Source organism: Paenibacillus sp. NPDC058367 (genome assembly GCF_042723305.1).
GTDB lineage: Bacteria > Bacillota > Bacilli > Paenibacillales > Paenibacillaceae > Paenibacillus_AQ.
Genome location: NZ_JBHXIZ010000003.1, coordinates 747,951 through 770,172 on the forward strand (window position 1 = coordinate 747,951; position 22,222 = coordinate 770,172).

At 44.2% G+C, this 22,222-nt stretch carries 14 protein-coding genes; 1 reads left to right on the forward strand and 13 read right to left on the reverse strand.

Annotated features, from left to right (window positions below; genetic code table 11):
• Nucleotides 1-206: 206 nt before the first annotated feature.
• Nucleotides 207-4,682, forward strand: a complete 4,476-nt coding sequence (locus tag ACFWMP_RS20205; RefSeq protein ID WP_379424567.1) for a S8 family serine peptidase — start codon at nucleotides 207-209, stop codon at nucleotides 4,680-4,682.
• A gap of 316 nt (nucleotides 4,683-4,998) precedes the next feature.
• Here the strand turns inward: ACFWMP_RS20205 and dnaJ are convergent, their stop codons facing one another.
• The 13 genes from dnaJ to lepA all read right to left on the reverse strand — a co-directional run bounded on the left by dnaJ (nucleotide 4,999) and on the right by lepA (nucleotide 22,103).
• Nucleotides 4,999-6,120 (reverse strand): molecular chaperone DnaJ, encoded by a 1,122-nt coding sequence (gene dnaJ / locus ACFWMP_RS20210; RefSeq protein WP_042130386.1) that lies wholly within the window; start codon nucleotides 6,118-6,120, stop codon nucleotides 4,999-5,001.
• A gap of 257 nt (nucleotides 6,121-6,377) precedes the next feature.
• A complete protein-coding gene (gene dnaK / locus ACFWMP_RS20215; protein ID WP_042190999.1) occupies nucleotides 6,378-8,225 on the reverse strand; it encodes a molecular chaperone DnaK in 1,848 nt (615 codons plus the stop codon).
• A gap of 114 nt (nucleotides 8,226-8,339) precedes the next feature.
• Entirely contained in the window at nucleotides 8,340-8,921 is a 582-nt protein-coding gene (grpE, locus tag ACFWMP_RS20220) for a nucleotide exchange factor GrpE (protein ID WP_042191002.1), read from the reverse strand.
• Between the two features lie 62 nt (nucleotides 8,922-8,983).
• Nucleotides 8,984-10,015 (reverse strand): heat-inducible transcriptional repressor HrcA, encoded by a 1,032-nt coding sequence (gene hrcA, locus ACFWMP_RS20225; RefSeq protein ID WP_042191003.1) that lies wholly within the window; start codon nucleotides 10,013-10,015, stop codon nucleotides 8,984-8,986.
• A gap of 104 nt (nucleotides 10,016-10,119) precedes the next feature.
• The gene (locus tag ACFWMP_RS20230) at nucleotides 10,120-10,611 is read right to left on the reverse strand and encodes an N-acetyltransferase (RefSeq protein WP_379424607.1); all 492 of its coding nucleotides are present in this window, start codon (nucleotides 10,609-10,611) and stop codon (nucleotides 10,120-10,122) included.
• A 93-nt stretch (nucleotides 10,612-10,704) separates the two neighbouring features.
• On the reverse strand, nucleotides 10,705-11,877 hold the full coding sequence (gene hemW, locus ACFWMP_RS20235; protein WP_042191005.1) for a radical SAM family heme chaperone HemW: 1,173 nt from the start codon (nucleotides 11,875-11,877) through the stop codon (nucleotides 10,705-10,707).
• 212 nt (nucleotides 11,878-12,089) lie between these two features.
• Complete coding sequence (locus ACFWMP_RS20240; RefSeq protein WP_042191008.1) at nucleotides 12,090-14,339, reverse strand: FAD-dependent oxidoreductase; 2,250 nt, start codon at nucleotides 14,337-14,339, stop codon at nucleotides 12,090-12,092.
• Between the two features lie 19 nt (nucleotides 14,340-14,358).
• Complete coding sequence (locus tag ACFWMP_RS20245) at nucleotides 14,359-15,186, reverse strand: carbohydrate ABC transporter permease (RefSeq protein ID WP_379424568.1); 828 nt, start codon at nucleotides 15,184-15,186, stop codon at nucleotides 14,359-14,361.
• Between the two features lie 63 nt (nucleotides 15,187-15,249).
• A complete protein-coding gene (locus tag ACFWMP_RS20250) occupies nucleotides 15,250-16,134 on the reverse strand; it encodes a carbohydrate ABC transporter permease (RefSeq protein ID WP_231573337.1) in 885 nt (294 codons plus the stop codon).
• Between the two features lie 91 nt (nucleotides 16,135-16,225).
• Nucleotides 16,226-17,530 (reverse strand): ABC transporter substrate-binding protein, encoded by a 1,305-nt coding sequence (locus ACFWMP_RS20255; protein WP_042191012.1) that lies wholly within the window; start codon nucleotides 17,528-17,530, stop codon nucleotides 16,226-16,228.
• A gap of 95 nt (nucleotides 17,531-17,625) precedes the next feature.
• The gene (locus tag ACFWMP_RS20260; protein WP_076299684.1) at nucleotides 17,626-18,393 is read right to left on the reverse strand and encodes a response regulator transcription factor; all 768 of its coding nucleotides are present in this window, start codon (nucleotides 18,391-18,393) and stop codon (nucleotides 17,626-17,628) included.
• Nucleotides 18,378-20,183: a cache domain-containing sensor histidine kinase gene (locus tag ACFWMP_RS20265; RefSeq protein ID WP_379424569.1), complete on the reverse strand. Its 1,806-nt coding sequence runs from the start codon at nucleotides 20,181-20,183 to the stop codon at nucleotides 18,378-18,380. Before ACFWMP_RS20265 ends, ACFWMP_RS20260 begins: the two co-directional genes overlap by 16 nt.
• 105 nt (nucleotides 20,184-20,288) lie before the next feature.
• On the reverse strand, nucleotides 20,289-22,103 hold the full coding sequence (gene lepA, locus ACFWMP_RS20270) for a translation elongation factor 4 (protein ID WP_036677511.1): 1,815 nt from the start codon (nucleotides 22,101-22,103) through the stop codon (nucleotides 20,289-20,291).
• Nucleotides 22,104-22,222 lie beyond the last annotated feature (119 nt).

Sequence of the window (22,222 nt, forward strand, 5' to 3'; positions counted from 1 at the left end):
TTTTTTTCTCATACTCCACTTATTTACTGGGAATTCGACATTTTCCTCGACGCTTCCCTGCAATATAGTGCTAAAGTTGTATATTCGATTTGAAGTTATAGCTGTAGAATAAATTTAATTTTCATAATTTTTTACATTTTACGCTGAGGAGGAGAACTACAGATACACACTGCAGTATAAAAATTCATTTGGGAGGATGAACTTATTTGAAACGTACCTTTAAACACTCTATTCAAAAATTTGGTATTGGGGCGGCGAGCTTCGGACTGGCTGTTTCTGTCCTTTTTCCATCCGCTGCATTTGCGAACTCATCCCTTGAAACATCAACTAACCTAGCTAATAATGTACATTCTCAAAGTGTGACCCCTCATAACTACGCGGGTGTGCTCAAAGGTTCAGCACCAGTATCCGTAATTGTGGAATTAACTAATAAACCAGTCAGTGTGTATGAAAATGAGGCTAAAACTTCTTCTTTACGATCCTCAGTCTCCTTACAACGCAGTAAAATTATCTCAGAGCATAAAAGCTTTATTTCCTCAGCGCAGAAAATCGATGCCGACATCGGTTTTGAATACAGTGAAATTTTTAACGGGTATTCCATTACGTTGCCAGCCAATCAAGTAAACAAGCTGCTAGAGCTTCCGGGCGTCGCGGCTGTTTATCCAAATGATGAAGTGCATGCGTTAGCAGACAGTCTAGAGGTAGCGACTTTGCCTGTTACACGTTCTTATTCGGACAGTGGCAATCTTATAGGTGCGAATACACTACATGCATTAGGTTACACAGGAGAAGGGGTACAGGTAGCGGTTGTAGATACCGGCATCGATAAAAACCACCCTTTATTAAAGGATAATTATAAGGGCGGTTACGATGCCTATGATCAGGATAATGATCCGTCAGAAACACCTCCTGATGCCAACTTCCCTCCAAAAAATGGTAGCCCATATGAAACCTCGCATGGCACTCATGTAGCAGGTACAATATTGGATGTTGCACCTGAGGTAGATTTGTACGCGTATCGCGTACTTGGCCCTTACGGTTCCGGTCCAACAGCGGTTGTAATCGCGGGTATTGAGAAAGCGGTCGCTGATGGAGCCGATATAATTAACCTCTCCCTGGGCTCTGATGTTAACCAAAGCTATTCCGCAAGTTCAATCGCGATAGACAACGCCATAAAGTCGGGCGTGAATGTTGTAGTTGCCGCCGGTAACGCTGGACCGGATGTAGGAACATTGGGCGAACCTGCTGGATCTCAACTCGCACTTAGTGTAGGTGCTTCTACTACCCCAGTGAATACCCCATTCTTTGATATTGGCGATGTTAAAAAAATTCCAGGGACCTTAGCAACTTACTCCCCAGACTTAGTTGATAATATAGCTGGCAGTAAGATCGTTTACGCTGGTCTTGGAGGTACTTCCGATTACACAAATTTGGACGTCAAAGATAAGGTAGTCCTTGTCGATCGAGGTGTGCTGAGTTTCGGAGATAAATCTCTAAATGCCAAAGCAGCTGGAGCCAAACTTGTCCTAATTGCTAATAATACTACTGGTGAAATCTCTCCCACCCTTGGTGCGCCTGGGAATTACGTTCCTACCTACGGAATTACTCAAGCAGATGGCAAAAAGATAAAAGCTCAATTGGATGCTGCTAAAGATATCATCAGTTACTATATAGGGCTTGAAGTCAATCAGTTAGCAAACTTCAGCTCAATGGGTCCGGGGATGCCGGATTATCTAATCAAACCTGATGTTGTTGCGCCAGGGGTCAGTATCAACTCCACAATTCCTAGCTGGAATGGTGATTACGAACACGCTTATGGCTTAAAAAACGGCACCAGCATGGCAACCCCACATGTTGTAGGAGCTGTAGCTTTGCTACTGAGTGAAAACTCTGATCTTAAGCCAAATGAAATTAAAGCACTGCTAATGAACAATGCTGATCCTATCTTTAACCGTGATGGGAATCCTTACTCACTATATCAACAAGGTGCCGGATTAATTAATTTGGAGAAATCAGCTAAAGCTGAATCTATTGCTAAAGTCGGGGAGAGCTTAATTAGTGGTCTTCCAGGTACTGTAGAAATCCCTTATTACACAGGTTCCTTATCCTTTGGCTTGCTCTCAAAGGGAGCTAGTGTAACGAAATCAGTCTATGTAGAGGACTTTAAAGGGATTGGATCAACCTACACGCTGTCCACCGAATGGCTTACAGAAGCGCCTGGTGACATTAGTATTAATATTGCACCAAAAAGTATTACCTCAGGTGTAGATCATTATGCACAATTTACACTGAAGGTTTCTGACACTGCAAAAGAGGGAGCATATGAAGGCATCCTGTTCCTAACCTCTGATACAGAAACTCTTCGTCTTCCCTTTAATGCACTTGTTGGCGATAAATTCAATTTAGAGCCTGTTAATCAACTTTCTTTTGAAGATCCACAGATTTCTCCTAATGGGGATGGACGCTCAGACGATACCACCTTTACCTTCTCTGTCAATGAAGAGCTGGATGGCATAAGTTTTGTAGCCTCTTCAATAGATGCTCCTGCGACAGTTTTAGGTGCAGTTTATTCTATCGATGAAAAGGTCTATCGTGGCGTGTACGAAATTACAAATTGGGATGGAACGTTAACAGACCTGGAGACCTCCGCCAAGTCCACTTTACCAGATGGTCACTACTACATCACTCCTGTGCTTCCCAATGGACAACTGCTCGAGACACAAAAGATCAAGTTCACAATTGATACCGAGAAGCCATTAGTTTCCGGCATCACACTTGAGGAGTATGAACGTGAAGCGCCAACCGATCCTGGTGCGGCTCAAATCAGCGGTTTTATTGATGATGACCTAATGGCCTATTATATTTCTAATACACAACCTATTGGAAATTGGTTTACCGTGTACGCCGAAGGTAAACATTATGATGGGAATACTTATAAATTCGGTGGAGTAATTGCAAGTAATGGTGCTTTTTCCATTGACGTTCCTGTTAACGGGGGGCTTAATGAGTACAAAATCTATGTGGTTGATAAAGTAGGTAATGGCGCGGACGACGATGATTATGCTCAGCGACTGCTTTATAGCACAGGGGATGGTATTTTCAATGTAAATCCGTCTCTATCTGCAGCCACTATTGATTTGGGACAGCCGGTAACCGTTGATCTAGGGTATTCCGTGACAGATGAGGTTTATGGCATCTATGGGGCTTCATTCGCTGTCATCTACGATGGTTCTCTCGAAACACCAGCGATCCAGCCAAGCGTACAACTGGCTACGTATCAAGAGGAGAATTTCTCTGGTGTTGCACTTACAGAATTCTCAGAAACCTATGATCTCGGAGACGGCCGCAAACTGACACAGTATAGCGTCAATCTATCAGGTGGTGCTTATCACGGCTCTGGCTCACTAGGCAAAATAACCTTCAAACCATCTAAAGCGGGAAAATACGACTTGGAGCTATACGATGTACAGGTCTGGAATGATGCTACAACATCAACGATCCCATCTGGTTTGAGAACGGTAAGCGTAACTGTTAACACACCTGAAACACCGAAGCCAACACCTACACCTGAATCGAATGTACCTACGGCAACCAGTGCTCCCGCTTCTGGAATCGCATTGAAATCTGGGAAGCTAGTAGAGACTGCAGATTCAGCAGGTGGCAAGCCTTCAGCGGTGTTCAACATCTTAGACACTGCATTAGCCAATTCGATCCAGAATGCAAAAGATAAAACTTCTGTTCTTGATCTTAGCGATGTAAGCTTCAATAAATATAGCCAAGTTGTTGTTACTCTTACCCCGGCCCAAGCCGAGCAGTTAAAGAAATCGGAGAATGCGCTCCGCCTAAATGGTAATGGGTTCAATGTACTTATTCCAGCGGCGACACTTCCGGATTTCATCAACAGCAACGGCTTAACCCTTACGATTAGTCTGACCGATGCGGGCAACACAGCAGTTTTAGCAGGTAGCTCAGCAGCATTAAATATCGGTTCTTCCATTCTCACTATCAAAAATGGTTGGACAACCGGAAAGCCGATCATCCTTCAGCTTAATCTAAAAGCCAGCAGTCTTCATGATGCACGAAAGACTGCCGCTTATGTAGAATCAAAGGATCATAAATGGTCCTATCTACTACCTGGTTCTATCTCTAAAGAAGGGATTCTACAGTTTAACGTTACTGGTGACGGTTCTTACAGTGCAGCATCCCGAAAAATAAGCTTTAAAGATATTGGCACACACTGGGCTCAAACCGATATCGAAATCCTTGCTTCACATGGTATCATTGCCGGCAAAGGAGCCGATGGCAGCTTTAAACCTGCTGACACTTTAAATCAGGCAGAGCTTCTAACGCTCTTCGACCGTCTACTTGGAAAAGGTGACACTTGGAGTACTCGCATCAAAGAAAGTGGATCTCGTGATGTGCTGACTCGCGAGGAAGCAGCTCTTATCATCGCTAAGGCTCTTGGTGCTGATCTTACAGTAGCCAAGACACCTTTAAGCTTTAAGGATGCGGATAACATCGCTGCGGAGGCACGCAACGCTGTAGCCTATGCTGTAACCAAAGGTTATCTCAAAGGTGTTACTGCGGACAGCTTCAATCCACAAGGTACATTGACTCGTGCACAAGCAGCAACAATTCTGAGCCGTGTGCTTGAGGACCTACGTTCTTCGAACAACATCTAGTTGCACTTTAAAAGAAAGCCCCAGCAGCCAATGACTGCTGGGGCTTTTTCGTCTATAAGTCACATTTGCGTTTCCGAGGCAGTCATCGGACTCAGATGACCTTAAACGCTGGATTATGCGATATTTGGCATGCTAACGGACCCCATAGTCGCTATTGGCATGAAAAGCACCGTATGAGATTGGCTAGCTTGTCCCTACTAACAGTCGACATGAGCAAACTGCCTTAATCAAAAAAGCAGAGCAGCGATCCCCAAATAACGGGAGGATCGCTGCTCTGCTGTATTATTTATTTACTCAATTAATGAAGTTAGAAATATCAGTCCCCGCGGAACGCACGCTTCACACGATCAAAGAAAGATTGCTCATGCTCATGTGTGTTTTCTCCATTTAGAGAGGCGAACTGTCGCAACAAATCTTTTTGCTCATCATTCAGCTTGCTAGGTGTCACAACAATGACTCTAACATGCTGGTCACCTTGGCCAGATCCACGTAGACGTGGAACACCTTTACCTTTAAGGCGGAAGAAAGTACCGGTCTGCGTTCCCGCAGGAATCTTCAGCTTCACTTTTTCCGTTAAGGTAGGAATCTCAATCTCATCGCCAAGTGCAGCCTGTGCAAATGTAAGTGGAACCTCGCACATAATATCATCGTTCTCACGTACGAAGAAATCATGCGATTTGACACGGATGACAATATACAAGTCTCCAGCAGGACCACCGCGTAAGCCGCCCTCGCCTTCGCCAGTCATGCGCAGCTGCGCACCGTCATCGACACCGGCAGGGATGCGTACATGAATCTTACGCTGCTTCTTAACTTTACCCTGTCCGCTACAAGTCGTACATTTTTCCTTAATAATCTTACCTGTACCACTGCAATGCGAACATGGACGACGATTACGCATCTGTCCAAGTGGTGTATTCTGTACGAATTCCTGTTGCCCACTACCATGACAAGTGGAACAAGTCTCTGGTTTAGTACCCGGTTTAGCCCCGGAGCCGTAGCAGGTATCGCAAGTTTCCGTACGTGGAATAGTGATATCAGTTTCTTTACCGAATACCGCTTCCTTGAATTCAATGGTCATCGTATACTGCAAATCCCCACCACGCTGTGGTGCGTTAGGATCACGACGTCCGCCGCCGCCAAAGAACATATCAAAGATATCGCCTAATCCTCCGAAGTCGCCACCGCCGCCTCCGAAGCCGCCCATACCTTGGTTAGGATCAATATGGCCATATTGGTCATATCTAGCTCGCTGTTGTCCGTCGCTAAGAACATCGTAAGCTTCTTTTACTTCTTTAAACTTAGCTTCAGCATCATCTGCTTTATTCACGTCTGGGTGATATTGGCGCGCCAATTTCCGGTACGCTTTCTTCACCTCGTCGTCTGAAGCATCTCTACTGAGGCCAAGCACTTCATAATAATCGCGTTTATCTGCCACTGCTTTCACCTCCGTACATTACATACTCAAATTCCTAATTACCTGCCAAAGAAACCATTATACGATAAAACCCCAGGATCTGACCATCCAGTTCCAGCAGATGTTTATTCTTACAATATCAGAAGGCGCATTCGCGAAGAGTGTGCAAACTGATATTACAAAAGGAAAGTCAAAACACGGGATGACCCGGTTTTGACCTTCCCTTCTTAACTATATAAGAATTTATCAGTTACGCCCTATACACTTATCGTTTAAGGTTACCCTTGATTCTTATCTTCGTCAACAACCTCGTAATCAGCGTCAACTACATTGTCTTTCTTAGGAGCGCCTTCAGCAGCTCCAGCGCCACCTTCAGCACCTTGCTCTGCTTGAGCAGCTTGTTCGTACAGCTTCATGGACAACTGTTGTACAATCTCAGTCAATGCTTCTGTAGCTGCATTGATTTCTTCAAGATTGTCAGTTTCAAGTGCTGCTTTCACTTTATCTTTAGCTTCGTTTGCTTTTTCAACTTCGGAAGCATCAGCTTTATCACCAAGATCTTTGATCACTTTCTCAGTGGAATACACGAGTTGGTCAGCGCTGTTCTTCGCTTCTACCAATTCTTTACGCTTACGGTCTTCCTCAGCGTGAAGCTCGGCATCCTTCATCATTTGTTCTACTTCTGCGTCGCTCAGACCGCTGGAAGAAGTGATAGTGATCTTTTGGCTCTTGTTAGTGCCTTTATCAGTTGCAGACACATTCACGATACCGTTGGCATCAATATCGAAAGAAACTTCGATTTGTGGTACGCCACGTGGTGCTGGTGGAATCTCGTTCAGCATGAAGCGTCCCAATGTTTTGTTGCCATTCGCCATTTGGCGCTCACCTTGTAGCACGTGAATCTCAACGCTAGGTTGGTTGTCAGCAAAGGTCGAGAATACTTGGGATTTACTTGTAGGAATTGTAGTGTTACGCTCGATCATCTTCGTGAACACGCCGCCTGCAGTTTCGATACCGAGGGAAAGCGGAGTTACGTCGAGCAATACAACGTCCTTAACATCACCAGTCAATACACCCGCTTGAACAGCAGCACCAAGAGCTACAACTTCATCCGGATTCACACCTTTGTGTGGATCTTTACCTGTAAGCTTCTTAATTGCATCTTGTACAGCAGGGATACGTGTAGAACCACCAACCAGAACGATTCTGGTAAGGTCTGCAGGCGTCATGCCAGCATCAGACAATGCTTGACGAGTTGGTCCCAAAGTACGTTCTACTAGACCAGCAGTAAGCTCATCAAACTTCGCACGAGTCAAGTTGATCTCCAAATGCTGAGGTACTCCGTCAACTACAGTGATGAACGGAAGAGAAATAGTAGTTGTCAGTACGCCCGACAATTCTTTCTTCGCTTTTTCAGCTGCATCTTTCAAACGTTGTACAGCAGATTTATCTTTGCTCAGATCAATGCCTTGCTCTTTCTTAAATTCGGATACCAGATGATCCATAACCACTTGGTCAAAGTCATCGCCACCAAGTTTGTTGTCGCCGCTTGTAGCTTTTACTTCAAAGAATCCATCGCCCAGTTCAAGGATAGATACGTCGAACGTACCGCCACCAAGGTCATAAACAAGGATAGTTTGATCTTCGGATTTCTCCAGACCATATGCCAAAGCTGCAGCTGTTGGCTCATTCACAATACGCAAAACTTCCAAGCCTGCAATTTTACCTGCATCTTTAGTAGCTTGACGTTGGCTGTCATTGAAATAAGCAGGAACTGTGATAACTGCTTGAGTAACAGTTTGGCCAAGATATGCTTCTGCATCGGATTTCAGCTTTTGAAGAATCATTGCTGAAATTTCTTGTGGGGAATAGTCTTTACCATCGATGCTTTCTTTATGGTTAGTACCCATGTGACGTTTAACAGAGCTGATCGTACGATCAGGGTTAGTAATTGCTTGGCGTTTAGCTGTTTCACCGACGATACGCTCGCCGTCTTTCTTAAAACCTACCACCGAAGGGGTTGTACGTGCGCCCTCTGGGTTTGGAATTACAACGGCTTCGCCGCCTTCCATTACGGCAACGCAAGAGTTCGTGGTTCCTAAGTCAATACCGATAACTTTACTCACAATAATTTGCCTCCTCTAAAGGTATATGGAGCATTCGCTCATTAAAATAATAAAATATTTAAAAAATTCGAATGGTACATGGTGGACAGATACTGCCCGTCCTATATATACAGATTACATGCTGACTTTGACCATAGCAGGACGAAGGACTTTATCTTTCAGGAGGTATCCCTTTTGGACCTCTTCCGTTACGATACCCTCTTCGTACTCCTCGCTCTCCACCTGCATAATAGCCTGATGGTATTCAGGATTAAAAGGCTGTCCTACTGTTTCCATAGCCGTAAGTCCCTCGGACTTCAATACCCCATCTAGCTGACGGAAAATCATATTAACACCCTTCACGAAAGCTTCGGATTCTGGGCTGCTAGGAGTAGTCACTAAAGCACGCTCAAAATTGTCCAGTACTGAAAGCAATTCAGTCACGAGCTTGGAGGTGGCATATTGAGCCAACTCTTCTTTCTCCTTCTGAGTACGACGACGGAAGTTATCGAAATCAGCCTGCGCACGCAACGCACGTCCTTGATATTCATCAGCGAGATCCTGCAGACGTTTTACCTCCGAACCTGTGTCTGAAGCACCTTCACTAATTTCTTCTGCCGTAAATGAGTCGGTTTCCGAAGCTACATCAGCCTCAGGTTCCTCATTTATCAAATCTTCTTTGAATTCATTAGCATCTTGAACTTGTTCCTTTTTCAAGTTGTCTTCACCTCCTTAAAATCATTCATTAAAATCATTCACGTAATCAATGTTGACTCTGTTCACTTATACCAGTGTGCCAGCATCGCTGTCAAATCTCGGGATAAAATGCCCAAGATCCCCATCACTCTTGCATATTCCATTCGTGTCGGACCAAGGATACCAATGCTCCCCAGTGCCTGCCCATCAAGAGAATAAGTGGCGGTGATCAGACTGCAGTTAGCGAACGCTTCATGATTGTTCTCCGTCCCTATTCGGACCTGGATACCTGTGCCGCCTGTTGTAGGGGCCAGCATTTTGAGCAATGTAGGCGTCTCTTCCAGCAGATCAAGAATGCTTTTCACCTTGTCAACATCCTTGAACTCAGGCTGTGTAAGCATATTCGTCGCTCCACTAAGATAGATACGCTGCTCTTGATCACTTTCCAGCGCAATGTCTAGCACTTGCATTAATTCTTCATAATGTGAGATGTGACGCTGCATTTCCTCGCCAAGCTCGGAATACAGCCGAGTCTTCAGCTTATAGAGTGGTACATTGACCAGCTTACTATTCAGTAGGTTAACCACTTTCTCCATCTCGGAAACGGATATCTCCGGTGGAATGTTCACCGTACGGTTCTCAACTTGACCCGTACTTGTAACAATAATCGCTACAGCGGTTTTATCATCTAGTGGTAACAACTGAAAATGACGCAATGATGTATGAAAAACCTCCGGTCCCAGAAGGATGGAAGTGTAATTCGTCATATTGGAAAGAATCATCGCCGCATGTTGGATTACCTGCTCCATCGCATTCAGCTTCTCGGCAAAAAAAGCGCGGATCGTGCCCATCTCTGCCGTTTCGGCGGAATTCCACGGTACCAAATGATCCACATAATATCGGTATCCTTTATGGGAAGGTATTCTCCCCGCCGATGTATGAGGCTGCTCGAGATAACCCAAATCCTCTAGGTCAGCCATTTCATTTCGAATAGTTGCAGGGCTGTACCCTACATCACCCCGTTTAGAAATGCTGCGAGATCCTACTGGTTCTGCCGATGAAATATAATCATCTACAATTGCATTTAGTATCATTCTCTGGCGATCAGTTAACATGTTATCCCCTCCTATCGGCTGTTGGCTCCGATTCGTTAGCACTCGACTCAGATGAGTGCTAACCACTAATACAAAAATACCAAACTGACATTGACATTGTCAAGTCAGTTCAGCATCTTAAGTACTGCTATTTCATCGCAGGCATGCTGCTTTTTACAATTCACGCAATCTGTCCATACCTTTTCGGGAAAAATCTCTTTCTCGACGACTTCGAATCCGTTTCTAAGAAAGAAATCTACGGCGTAGGTTAGTGCCATGACCTTAGGGATTTTCTGGTTTCTGGCTTCCTCAACCAACTTCTCTAAAATCATTGAGCCTACACCTTTGCCCTTACCTTCGTCATTCAGACCGATCGAGCGAATCTCTACAAGATCATTCCCGAGTCTGAAGAGTGACCCACAGCCAACGAATCTGCCGCCAATTTCTGCAACAACGAATTGATTGATCTGGCGTGTCAGCGCCTGCCTGGAACGGGGCAACATGATCCCGCGCTGTGCGTATTCTTCTATCATCAGATACAACGGTTCAACATCTTCTATCACAGCATTTCTGCAAATCACCTGTGCGTCTCCTGCTGGAGACGAATGGCGGATCATTTCCGTCTTGGCAAGCACTTTAATTCACCCCTCTGTTGATAATATGAATAAATATACAACAGAGTGAATTACAATTCAAGGGGTATTTTAAAATTAAACTTCTGTCAGTGCGCCTACAAATTCCGCGAAAACATCGTTCCCGAAAAGGATCCCTTGCTTGCTGAGTCGGTAAGTCCCCTCTTCGTGCTCAAGTAGACCTGCATGCAGCATCTTATGCAAGGATTTCGCAAATACATCCTCTATCGAACGCCCAAATTGCGCTTGAAAAGCCTCATTAGAGACGCCTTCATGCATACGTAAGCCAACCATCATAAAGTCCTCCATCGCTTCTGCTTCAGTAATTGGGTATGCGTCTAATCGAGGCAACCCTTTACGTGTAGCTTCAACATAAGGATTTACACCCTTAACATTAATATGACGCTGGCGACCCACATATCCATGTGCACCTGCTCCAAGACCATAATAATCTTCATTACGCCAGTAAGTGATATTGTGACGACTCTCCATACCTGGTTTTGCGAAGTTACTGATTTCGTATTGGTTATAGCCCGCTTCCTTCATAGATGACATCAACAAGAGGTACATTTGCAGTTCATCTTCTTCATTAGGAAGAGGAAGTTTGTTCTTATTAAATAGGGTGTGAAAAAGAGTGTTCTCCTCCACCTTCAAGCTGTAAATAGAATAGTGGGGTAAATCAAGCTCCAAGGCCTTACGAATACTTTCGCCCAGCATCTCTACAGTTTGGTTCGGCAAACCAAACATAAGGTCAACCGACAGGTTGTTAAGACCAACTGCACGAGCATTCTCCAAGCTGCGGTATACATCGTCAACATTATGAATCCGGCCAATACCCGTAAGGAGTTCGTTCTGAAACGCCTGAACACCAAAGCTCACCCGATTCACGCCGCCTTCTTTCATAACCGCCAACTTATCTATATCCGTAGTTCCCGGATTTGCTTCCATAGAGAACTCGATATCTTTATCCCAGTTTGGGAAATGTGTCCGAACTGATTTTAGAAAATAAGCCATCTCATCCGGCTTCAGTACTGTTGGGGTACCACCGCCGACAAAGATCGTTTTGATAACACCCGGTGGAGTGTTCTTGACGGTCAGCTCCATTTCTCGATCCAAGGCTTGGAGATAATCCATAACCGGCTGATCCTTGAGAACGTAGGAATTAAAATCACAATAAAAGCACTTATTGGTACAAAAAGGAATATGAATGTATACGGCCTCAGGGGGACGGCCATTAGTATTCGTGGTCATTAGCTGTCTCCTTTATATAAAAATATCGTTTGACTAGTGTAATCTAAAAAACAAGAAAAGGGAAGCCTGACGGCTTCCCTCCAAGGGCGATCATTTATAAATGATCTCTATTTTAAAATACAAAAAAATATAAGTTTTACGTTATCCTATATATTTTGTATTTCTCGCAGAAACGGATACCGTCCCTATAAGGACGGCTAAGCCGTTTCTTCTTAATATATCCGCATTTCCACGAGTTCTGCACGTTCTCCTCCGTTGGTTTCATGAACAACGATCCGAACAGCATCCGTAAGGACAGGCTTCTCTAAACGATGTACGTTCTTCCGGCGATGATTGTCTTTGACGCGGAACATGACTTGCCACACGCCATCAATGAGTAACTCTACATCGTAAGCCTTTACTAGTTCAGGAATCACTAGAAATGGCGTTTCATGGTGATGTAAGTTGATAAGATCCTCATTAACATCATCGTTAAAGGTAAAATGAATTTCAGAGACTGAAGCAGCATCCGGGAGACGCGCCTCTACCCACTCCGTTCTACCAGCAGTCATCGGCTCAGAAACCCAGCTATGTGGCCCTGCAAAAGGTCGAACATACCCGTCAGTGACTTTGGATGCAGCATATGCGGATGTTTCTACCGCAAAGCAGAAATGCCTGCGTACAAGCTGTTTCATGCTCCACTCCATCACCGGCTGATCTGGCTGATGATCCTCCAGCGCTGAATCGACTACAGGTTTCACGCCTCGCTCAAATGTAATAACACCTGTGATTGGGGTTTCTGAAATATGCAATTGAATATGCTCATTAGCTCGAATAATAGCGAAGATATTACATTCGCCGATTGAACTCCACTGCTCCTCTTGTACCGGAACATCAATCCATTGCTGCTCTCCAGCTTGTACTATTACAACATCAACCTGTCTACACTCTGCTGGAACGTAATTTTCCGCACGCCCAGTCGTCCATAGCTCAACGGTCAACTCTGACTGAGTACTTGCTGACACAAGCAGCTTCAACCCAAGGATATTTCCTTCAACCGGAAACAAAATTCCTACGTCATGAGAAAGCTCATAAGCTTCAGCTGGTCGATCCAGTACTATGCCTTTCATCGTACTGGACGCATGAATCTCACTATTTCTCGCGAGATCTAGCGGATCTTCGTTGCGCAATCCAATAATCGAAGCATCTTGCTTTAACATCACCTGTTGCAATTCATGCATATGCTGATTGCGAATTTCACGAGGGGTTACACCTTTGATGACGGATAATGCTGCACCTGCTCCAGCCGCTTCACCCATGATCGCACAGGTCGCCATGACGCGTGTTGTTCCAAAAGCCACATGAGATGCGCTGATATTCCGACCCGCGAAGAGTAGATTTCGCACATTCTTCGAATAGAGCGAACTAAATGGAATATGATAAATCCCATCCGCATGCAGATGCTTCGAGCCGCTCTCTTCTGCGTACATCCCTTGCGGTGGATGCAGATCAATCGACCATCCTCCGAATCCAATCCGGTCTTCAAATTCACGCTGCGCAAGAATATCATTTTGCGTTAATATCGTATCGCCAACAAACCGTCTGTATTCACGTTTACCCGGAATTGAGCCAACCCACTCCAGCGTCATATTTTCGGCATCAAAATGACCTGAGTTTTTAATGTAATCCCAAATCCCATAAATAACAGAGGATAGCTCATCACGTATACGTTCATTCTCATCCACCGTATCAAGCTCACCGCCCCACTCAATCCACCAGTAGTGACAGCCTGAATCTCCACTCCGAATGACCCGACGGATCGGAATCGACGTTGTTGTAATATCCTTCGCGAACGATGGAGCAACATAACGTACCGGTTTTCCTGTATCCTGTGTATAAAACAATAATGTACTGCCTAATGTAATGTTATCTGGCACTTCAGGTGCCCATTCCTCATTAAATTCATGGCGGGCTTCACGTCCTAATCGGAAGTCAGCTCCTGCTAGGAAGCCAACCAAACCATCGCCCGTGCAATCGATGAACGCCTCACTCTTGAACGTAATCAACCGCTCAGATCCCATCATCCAACCAATCACACTGCGAATCGTCCGATCCTCTGCCTCACCTTCCGCTTCCACTTCGCGTACATCGGTATTTAGGAATAGGCTGATATTCGACTCTGCCTTCACGGCTTCGAGTAAGGTTAGATCCCATAAGTATGGATTTCCCTCCGGGTTCCGGTATTGATTCTCGATGAATAACTCACCCATAATGCCTGTCTCACGTGCATATCGATTTACACCATGTCCTGTTGCACCACATACCCATACCCGAACCTCTGAACTCGAGTTACCACCAAGTACAGGACGGTTCTGCACTAGTGCTACCTTTAACCCTAGGCGCGCTGCAGCGATCGCCGCGTTCATTCCTGCAAGTCCACCACCGACCACTGTTACATCGGATTTCACCGTTTCTGTTCTCATGTTAGTACTCCTCCTATAGTTAGCCTTTCACAGCCGAGCTGGAAATCCCTTGAATAATGTATTTCTGACCCACAAAGAAGATAATAATCATTGGAATAATCGCAGCCGATGAAGCAGCCATCATCCCGTTGTAGTCCACATTGTTCTCAAGAATAAAATTCTGCAATCCAAGCGGAATGGTATATAGTTTAGGGCTTTGCAAGAATACAAGCGCATTCTCATAATCATTCCATTGCCAGGAGAAATCGAGAATAGCAAACGTTGCTATTGCTGGCTTCGCTAATGGCAGAATTAAGCGGAAAAATATCTTATAATGCCCCGCCCCATCCAAAAAAGCGGATTCCGTAATTTCCTTAGGAATACTCATAAAGAACTGCCGAAGCATAAATACACCGAAGATTGAGAACATGGCTGGTAAGATCAGCGCCCAATGCGTATTGTAAATCCCAACCCAGTTAAACATGATAAACTTTGGAACAAAAAGCACCTGAGGTGGAACCATCATCATGGATAAATATATGACAAATAGTCCATCTCGACCTTTGAACGAAGTACGTGAAAATCCGTAAGCGGCAAGGGCAGATAGAAACACAGCCCCCACAGTTCCAATAATTGAAATCTTAAGTGAATTTAAATAATACGGAACAAAATCATGACTTCCTGTCCATACCCGAATATGATTGCTCCAGTTGAGAGATGAAGGCAGCCATTTGTTAAACACCTCGGCAGGTGTCTGAAAGGATGTGATGAGCATCCATAGGAAAGGCACAATCATAAATAGTCCTAGAACAAACATGATGACCGTTACTGGCAGTTTCACCTTCATGTTTCCTGCGTTTTCATTCATACCGCCTGCTCCTTTAAATTATGGTTTCGGGGCCCCCCGCAAAGCTTCACTTTGTGGGATCATTTAGTAATGAACCCAGCGCTTTTGGCCGATCCACTGAATGACTGTAATGACGAGAATGACGGCGAACAAGAACCATGAAATGGCTGAAGCGTATCCCATATCGTAATAACTGAACGCTGTTTTATAAACGAATAGTGATAAGACCGTCGTACTTCCGCTAGGACCTCCAGCCGTAATGGCTTGAATAATCGAGAACGATTTCATCGTCATAATTAATCCGGTAATCATTAATAAGAAAGTTGTGGGACTAACAAGAGGCCATACAATTTTCCATGTTGTTTTGAATGTGCTTGCACCATCGATCCGGGCAGCCTCCAGCTGTTCTGTCGAAATTTCCTGTAATGCAGCTAAATATATGATCATATTGTAGCCAAGCATCAGCCAGATTTGTACGATATCAATGGCATACATTGCGGTTTCCGTATCCGCAAACCATCCTGGCGGCGATGTTATGCCAATCCAGCGAAGCATTTCATTGATGGGTCCCTGTGAAGGCTGAAATAGCAGCATCCAGACAAATGCAACGGCTACTCCACTGGAGATATACGGTAGGAAGAACATTCCACGTAATACGCCTTTAAGATACACACTGCGGTTTAGAAATAACGCTACAATAAATGCGAGCACCATCGATACTGGAACCGATATCAGGAATATCACCGTATATTTGATCGAGGCATAGAAATTATCGTCATGGAACAATCGTTTGAGATTATCCAGCCCAGTAAATTGCCAATTCGGATTTGAAAATTGATAATTCGTAAACATGAGGACAAAGGAATAGATTGCAGGAATAATAAAGAATAAGAGAATACCAATCATATTCGGAAGAATAAAGGTCATGCCGATCCAGCCTTGTCTGTCCATCCAGCTTCTCCGCTTCACGGTATCGCCGCCTTTCGTATGCTGAAAAATGGGTACACGAAAGAGAAGAACGAAGAAATCTTCCTCCTTCTCTTTTGTGCTAACTATTTCATTATTTCAATAACTCTTGCGAACGGGTTTGCATATTCTTCATCGTGGTTTCAATATCTTGCTTATTTAAGAAGTATTTTTCATACTCTTCTTTACGTGCATCAATGGCTTGTTGAGTTACATTTAGCTGGAAGGACGGGAATTTGCCGAATACAATTTTATTCATTGAATCTGTATCATATTTGTCTTCCACACCCTTCATGAGAAGGCTCATTGCTTCCTTACTATCTACACTCTTAGAGGCTGGAATACGACCCCCGCTTGCCATTGGCAGCATACCGCCATCCGCATACCATTTTGCGAACTCCCAAGCTGCATCCAGGTTCTTGGATTTCGCATTAAGAGCAAGCATGTCACCCACACCGCCCGAATATTTATAATCCTTTTGATCTTTATTCACTTTTGGAATAGCGGCGAACGCGGTTTTGAAATCATGCGGATAGTCTTTCAAGTTGTTCGCATTTCGGAAAATAAACTCACCTGCTGCCAGCATTGCCGCTTTGCCTTGCAAGAACATGGTGTCAACCGGCATTTTACTGGTCAGTTGCTCGCCATATTCCGGTGTGGATTTGTCCACGAACATCATGTTATGCAATATTTCCAGGTGTTCTTTCCATAGATCATTCCCAAAGTTTGAAGTACCATCCGCCTGTTTCACACCCATTCCAGCAAGCGTACCGTCCATCGTTGTTGAGAAGGAGGAATCTGCCTGCAATAATCCGTACACACCAGGCTTCGTTAGCTTCTTCGCATACTCCTCAAGATCTGACCAGGTCCAGTCCACCGCAGGAATCGGTAATCCTGCTGCATCCAGCATATCTTTGTTCAACCACACAAACGCCATGTTTTTCTTTGTAGGAATCCCATAGTACTTATCATTGATTTTCCACATTGCTGCGTCCTCGCCGATCTGGCTGTCGATATCATAATCTGTCTTCGTGCTTAGATCCAAGGCAACGCCTGCATCCATACGTTTCTGTAAATGAGCAAGATCGTAGTTCATGAAAAGGTCTATGTTTTGATTGGTCATCAAGGCAGTATCCAGCTTTAAGTTTCCAGCATCGTCATTTACATTACGGATATACTCGACTTGAATGTCCGGATTATCTTTATTCCAGTTATCAATTACAGCTTGAGGCCCGGCTTCTGCAGGAACTGCCCCCCACATCGTAAGCTTTATTTTCTCCTTTGCTGTTTGTCCATTTGCACTGCCCTGCGCATCATTACTTCCACTAGTACCACAACCAGCCAGCATCGTACCTGCTAATAAGACAGAAAGCACTGCAGGATACCACTTTTTCTTCATCGATATCTTCCCCCTTGGAAGGATTATGTGTTGTGCTCTACGTCTATAACTTTATCATCAGAGCGGATTCTGGGGGATGAACTACATTTGGGAAACTATAGAACGTTTTTTGGTTCTTTGCGAAATTCATTTGGCGTGACGCCACACCACTTTTTGAAAATTTTAATAAAATAATTATCGTTCTCAAAGCCCACCTGCTGCCCAATCTCACTAATTGTTAGCTTCGTCTCTGCAAGCAGCATTTTTCCAGCCTGAATACGCCGCTCTTGAATATAATTCGTCAAGGTTTTCCCTGTCTTTTTCTTGAATAAGTCACTTATATAGCTGGCATCCATTCGTATCAACTCTGACATGGATTTGAGCGAGATGTCCTCAGAATAATGCTCTTCAATATAAGCAATTATTTTGTTCATCTCCACATGATCTGTCGGTCCCGTTTGTTGCTTCTCAGGAAACCATTTATCGGCCTTTTTCATCTTCACCATTCGCTCCAGCTCGGCATGAACCTTACCCATGGTCTGCTTCAAACCTTGGAGATCTAAAGATAGCTTCAGAATGTAGTCCGAAGCTCCAAATACGAGCGCTTGCCGAGCGTATTCAAATTCACTCAATGCGGTCAACATTACAAATCGGCAGTCGAAGCCTTCCTCTCGCGCAACTTGAAGGAGCTTCACCCCATCCATCACTGGCATATTGATATCCGTCACTACCACATCAGGTCGAAGCTCACGAATCATTTGCAAGCCTACTTCTCCATTCTCCGCCTCACCTATAATTTCAAACGGGATTCCAGCCTTTAAGAATAACTTCCGTATACTTTTAACCGCGGGTTGTTCATCATCCACAATTAACGTTCTCCACATGTGAGCTTACCTCCATCGTAAGGTTTTGAAATAAGAAGTGGAAAATGGATACTCACTTCAGTTCCTGTGTCTGATGATACAATGTCCATGCCTGTCCGTTGATTCTTGAACAACAGCTCTAAGCTCTCCCTAATATTCTGAACACCGATTCCTTTTCGTTTCCGTGCAGCCTTATTCAGCTGTGCTCTATCTATCCCCATGCCGTTATCTTTAACCTGCAGATATAGTTGCTGTCCAGTCACCTTAGCGGAAATATCAATTCTCCCTTGTTTCACAGACTGACCGAAGCCGTGAATCAAGCTATTTTCAATTAAGGGCTGAAGACAGAATTTAGGGATTAATGCGTACTGTAGTTCCTCGTTGATATCATATTGAATTTCAATCCCATGTCCGAAGCGTTGCCGCTGAATCTCCATGTAAGATTCTATGAGTACAATCTCATCCTTTAACAGAATCAAATCCACTTCAGTATTTAATGTTGTTTCCAATATTTTGCCTAGCGCAACACAAATTTCATAAATTTCATCATCATCTTTATCTAAGGCGATGCTCTTTATCGTATTCAATGTATTTAGTAGGAAATGTGGATTCATCTGCGAAAGTAACACCTGAAATCGAACGAATTGCTTCTGTTTTTCTTCAAGCTGAAGACGCTGCAACAGCTCATTTAAATCATGGATCATTATATTGAAACTCTGAGTCAGTGCAAGAATCTCTCCCCGCCCTTGCTCGGGTAATTTCATTTTGAGATTCGTTTTAGCGGTCATCTCCATCTTCTTCTGCAGCTTCTTTAGCGGCACTGTAATCGTCGATGATATAAAATAAGTTAATAGAACAAATAGCAGTAGTATGACTCCAAATACAGCAAAAAATCGTTGCTTCTGCTTATACACCTCAAGAAATAGCTGTGCTAGCTGTACCTTTTTAACGACATAACCATTCAACTCTTCGATGTAGCTGTATGTGTATAAGCTCTTCTCCTTCGGATCGATGATAGATGCAGCACGCTCTGTCTGCCGCTGGTGGTCACTCTTCACAATACTCTGCGCAATATCTGGAGAAAAGGTCTCATCCTTATCCGGATTAAGCATCATTCTCCCTGAGGCATCGAGCAGAAAAAAAGAACCTTCCTGTTTACTCCCTAACGTTGATCTAGTAAACCACTCCTCATAATCGATACTTAGCCTTGCATAGGCATAAATGTTAAAACCATTATCACGCATAACCTCATAGAGGCTAAGCATTTTCTTACTTGTTGTACTTTCCCGGACCACATTATTCTTGTCATTCGGATTCCATATATATCGATTCGCTCCTTCTCGCTTCAATGCTTGAACCCAATCCTCCGATTGGATTTCATCGTAGCTCAAGGTTTCCCTCGGCATAAAGGAAGTGTATGCGTTTCCATGAAGGTCGATTAAAGTATAATACACCGTCGCTCCACTCATGAAGAATGTATTTTCAATCGATCCAAACTTGTTTTCAACGAGCTTTTTTCTCGTGATTTCATCCGATTGCTCGGGATTCTTCATTATCGATAAAATCGTTGTATCTTGTTCAAGTAATGACCCTGTTTTCATAACGAGACTCATGAGATCAACAAAACCATTCTTAATCCCAATAAGCTGCTCTATGTTCTTCGTTTCCGCATTATCCTGAAGCATTTGTTCTGTCTCTTTGAAGTTATACAGAACGAGCATGGCAATGGGTGTTAGTACCAACAGTAAGAAAGCTAACAAAATCCGATTCTTAAAGGTACTTGGCGTAAGTTTCAAATATAATCGCTTCACGAGGACTCCCCTCACTTTGTATGTGCTTACAATCCTTCCCCCTATTGTAATCTGCTCCTGCTTAAAAAAATAGAGCCGGGATATTCTCCCGGCTCTACCTATTTTCTACTCATCGATCTTCAGTACTGCCATGAATGCTTCTTGTGGCACCTCTACGCTACCTACTTGCTTCATGCGTTTCTTACCTTCTTTTTGTTTCTCTAGCAGCTTACGCTTACGCGAAATATCACCGCCGTAACATTTTGCAAGTACGTTTTTGCGCATCGCCTTAACGGTTTCACGCGCAACCACCTTCGTACCCACAGAGGCTTGAATCGGCACTTCGAACATTTGACGAGGGATAATCCCACGTAGTTTCTCACAAATGATACGACCGCGGTTGTATGCACGATCACGGTGAACGATAAAGGACAAGGCATCGACCTGCTCATTGTTAAGCAAGATATCCATCTTGACCAGATTCGAACGACGGTATCCGCAAATTTCATAGTCGTAAGAAGCATATCCTTTCGTACCGGATTTCAACTGATCAAAGAAATCATAAACGATCTCTGACAGCGGAATCTCGTACGTAATCGTTACACGATTAGTATCTAGATATTCCATATTTACGAACTCGCCGCGTTTGTTCTGGCACAGCTCCATTACAGTACCTACGAAGTCGTTAGGCACAATGATCGCTGCTTTAACATATGGCTCTTCAATGTAGTCAATCGTTCCGATTTCCGGATAATGTGACGGGTTGTCGATTTGAATCATTTCGCCATTGGTCAGCATAATTCGATAAATAACACTCGGTGCTGTTGTAATTAGCGGCAAATTGAACTCGCGCTCAATCCGCTCTTGAATGATCTCCATATGCAAGAGTCCAAGGAATCCGCAACGGAAACCAAATCCAAGCGCGCTCGAGCTTTCCGGCTCAAAGCTTAGCGAAGCATCATTAAGCTGGAGCTTCTCCAATGCCTCACGAAGATCGTTATAATCTGAGGTTTCAATCGGATACAACCCGCAATATACCATCGGGTTGATCTTACGGTAACCTGGAAGCGGCTCAGCAGTAGGATTCTTTGCGTCAGTGACAGTATCACCGACACGGGTATCTCCAACATGCTTGATCCCAGCTACGATAAATCCAACATCCCCGATGTTCAATTCATCGACAATGGTCATACGCGGCATAAATGCGCCAACTTCAATGACCTCGAAAGTCTTCTCAGTTGCCATCATCTTAATCTTCGATCCCGCACGGATTTTACCGTCCATTACGCGCACATAGACGATAACGCCTTTGTAAGGATCGTAATGAGAGTCAAAAATCAACGCTTTAAGCGGCTCTTCTGAATTACCGGATGGCGCAGGAACCTGCTTCACCACCTGCTCCAGAATTTCCTTGATCCCAATACCGGCTTTGGCAGATGCCATAACCGCTTCACTGGTATCCAGCCCGATAACATCCTCAATCTCCTGCTTTACCCGGTCAGGGTCAGCGTTTGGCAAATCAATTTTGTTAAGCACAGGTAGGATTTCAAGGTTATTATCCAGTGCTAAATACACATTGGCCAGTGTCTGCGCTTCAATTCCTTGAGCCGCATCCACAACCAGCAGTGCGCCTTCACATGCTGCAAGACTGCGGGAAACTTCATAGGTGAAATCGACGTGTCCCGGTGTATCAATCAAATTGAGATAATACTCTACACCATCGTCTGCACGATAGGTTAAACGCACGGCTTGCAGCTTTATTGTGATACCACGTTCGCGCTCCAGATCCATCTGATCGAGTACCTGTTCCTGCATTTCACGCGTGGTTAGTGCCCCCGTGTATTCCAAAATGCGGTCAGCTAGTGTCGATTTACCATGGTCTATATGTGCAATAATCGAGAAATTGCGAATTTGTTGTTGTCTTTTCTGAACGTCAGTCATTCCTTACCCCCACAGACAGCCTGATATTAATCCACTTATTATAACAGTACAAGCTTACTCCATCAATCCCGCCCTTACGTAAAACAGAAGAAACAGCTATTCACGTACCCGTGAAATAA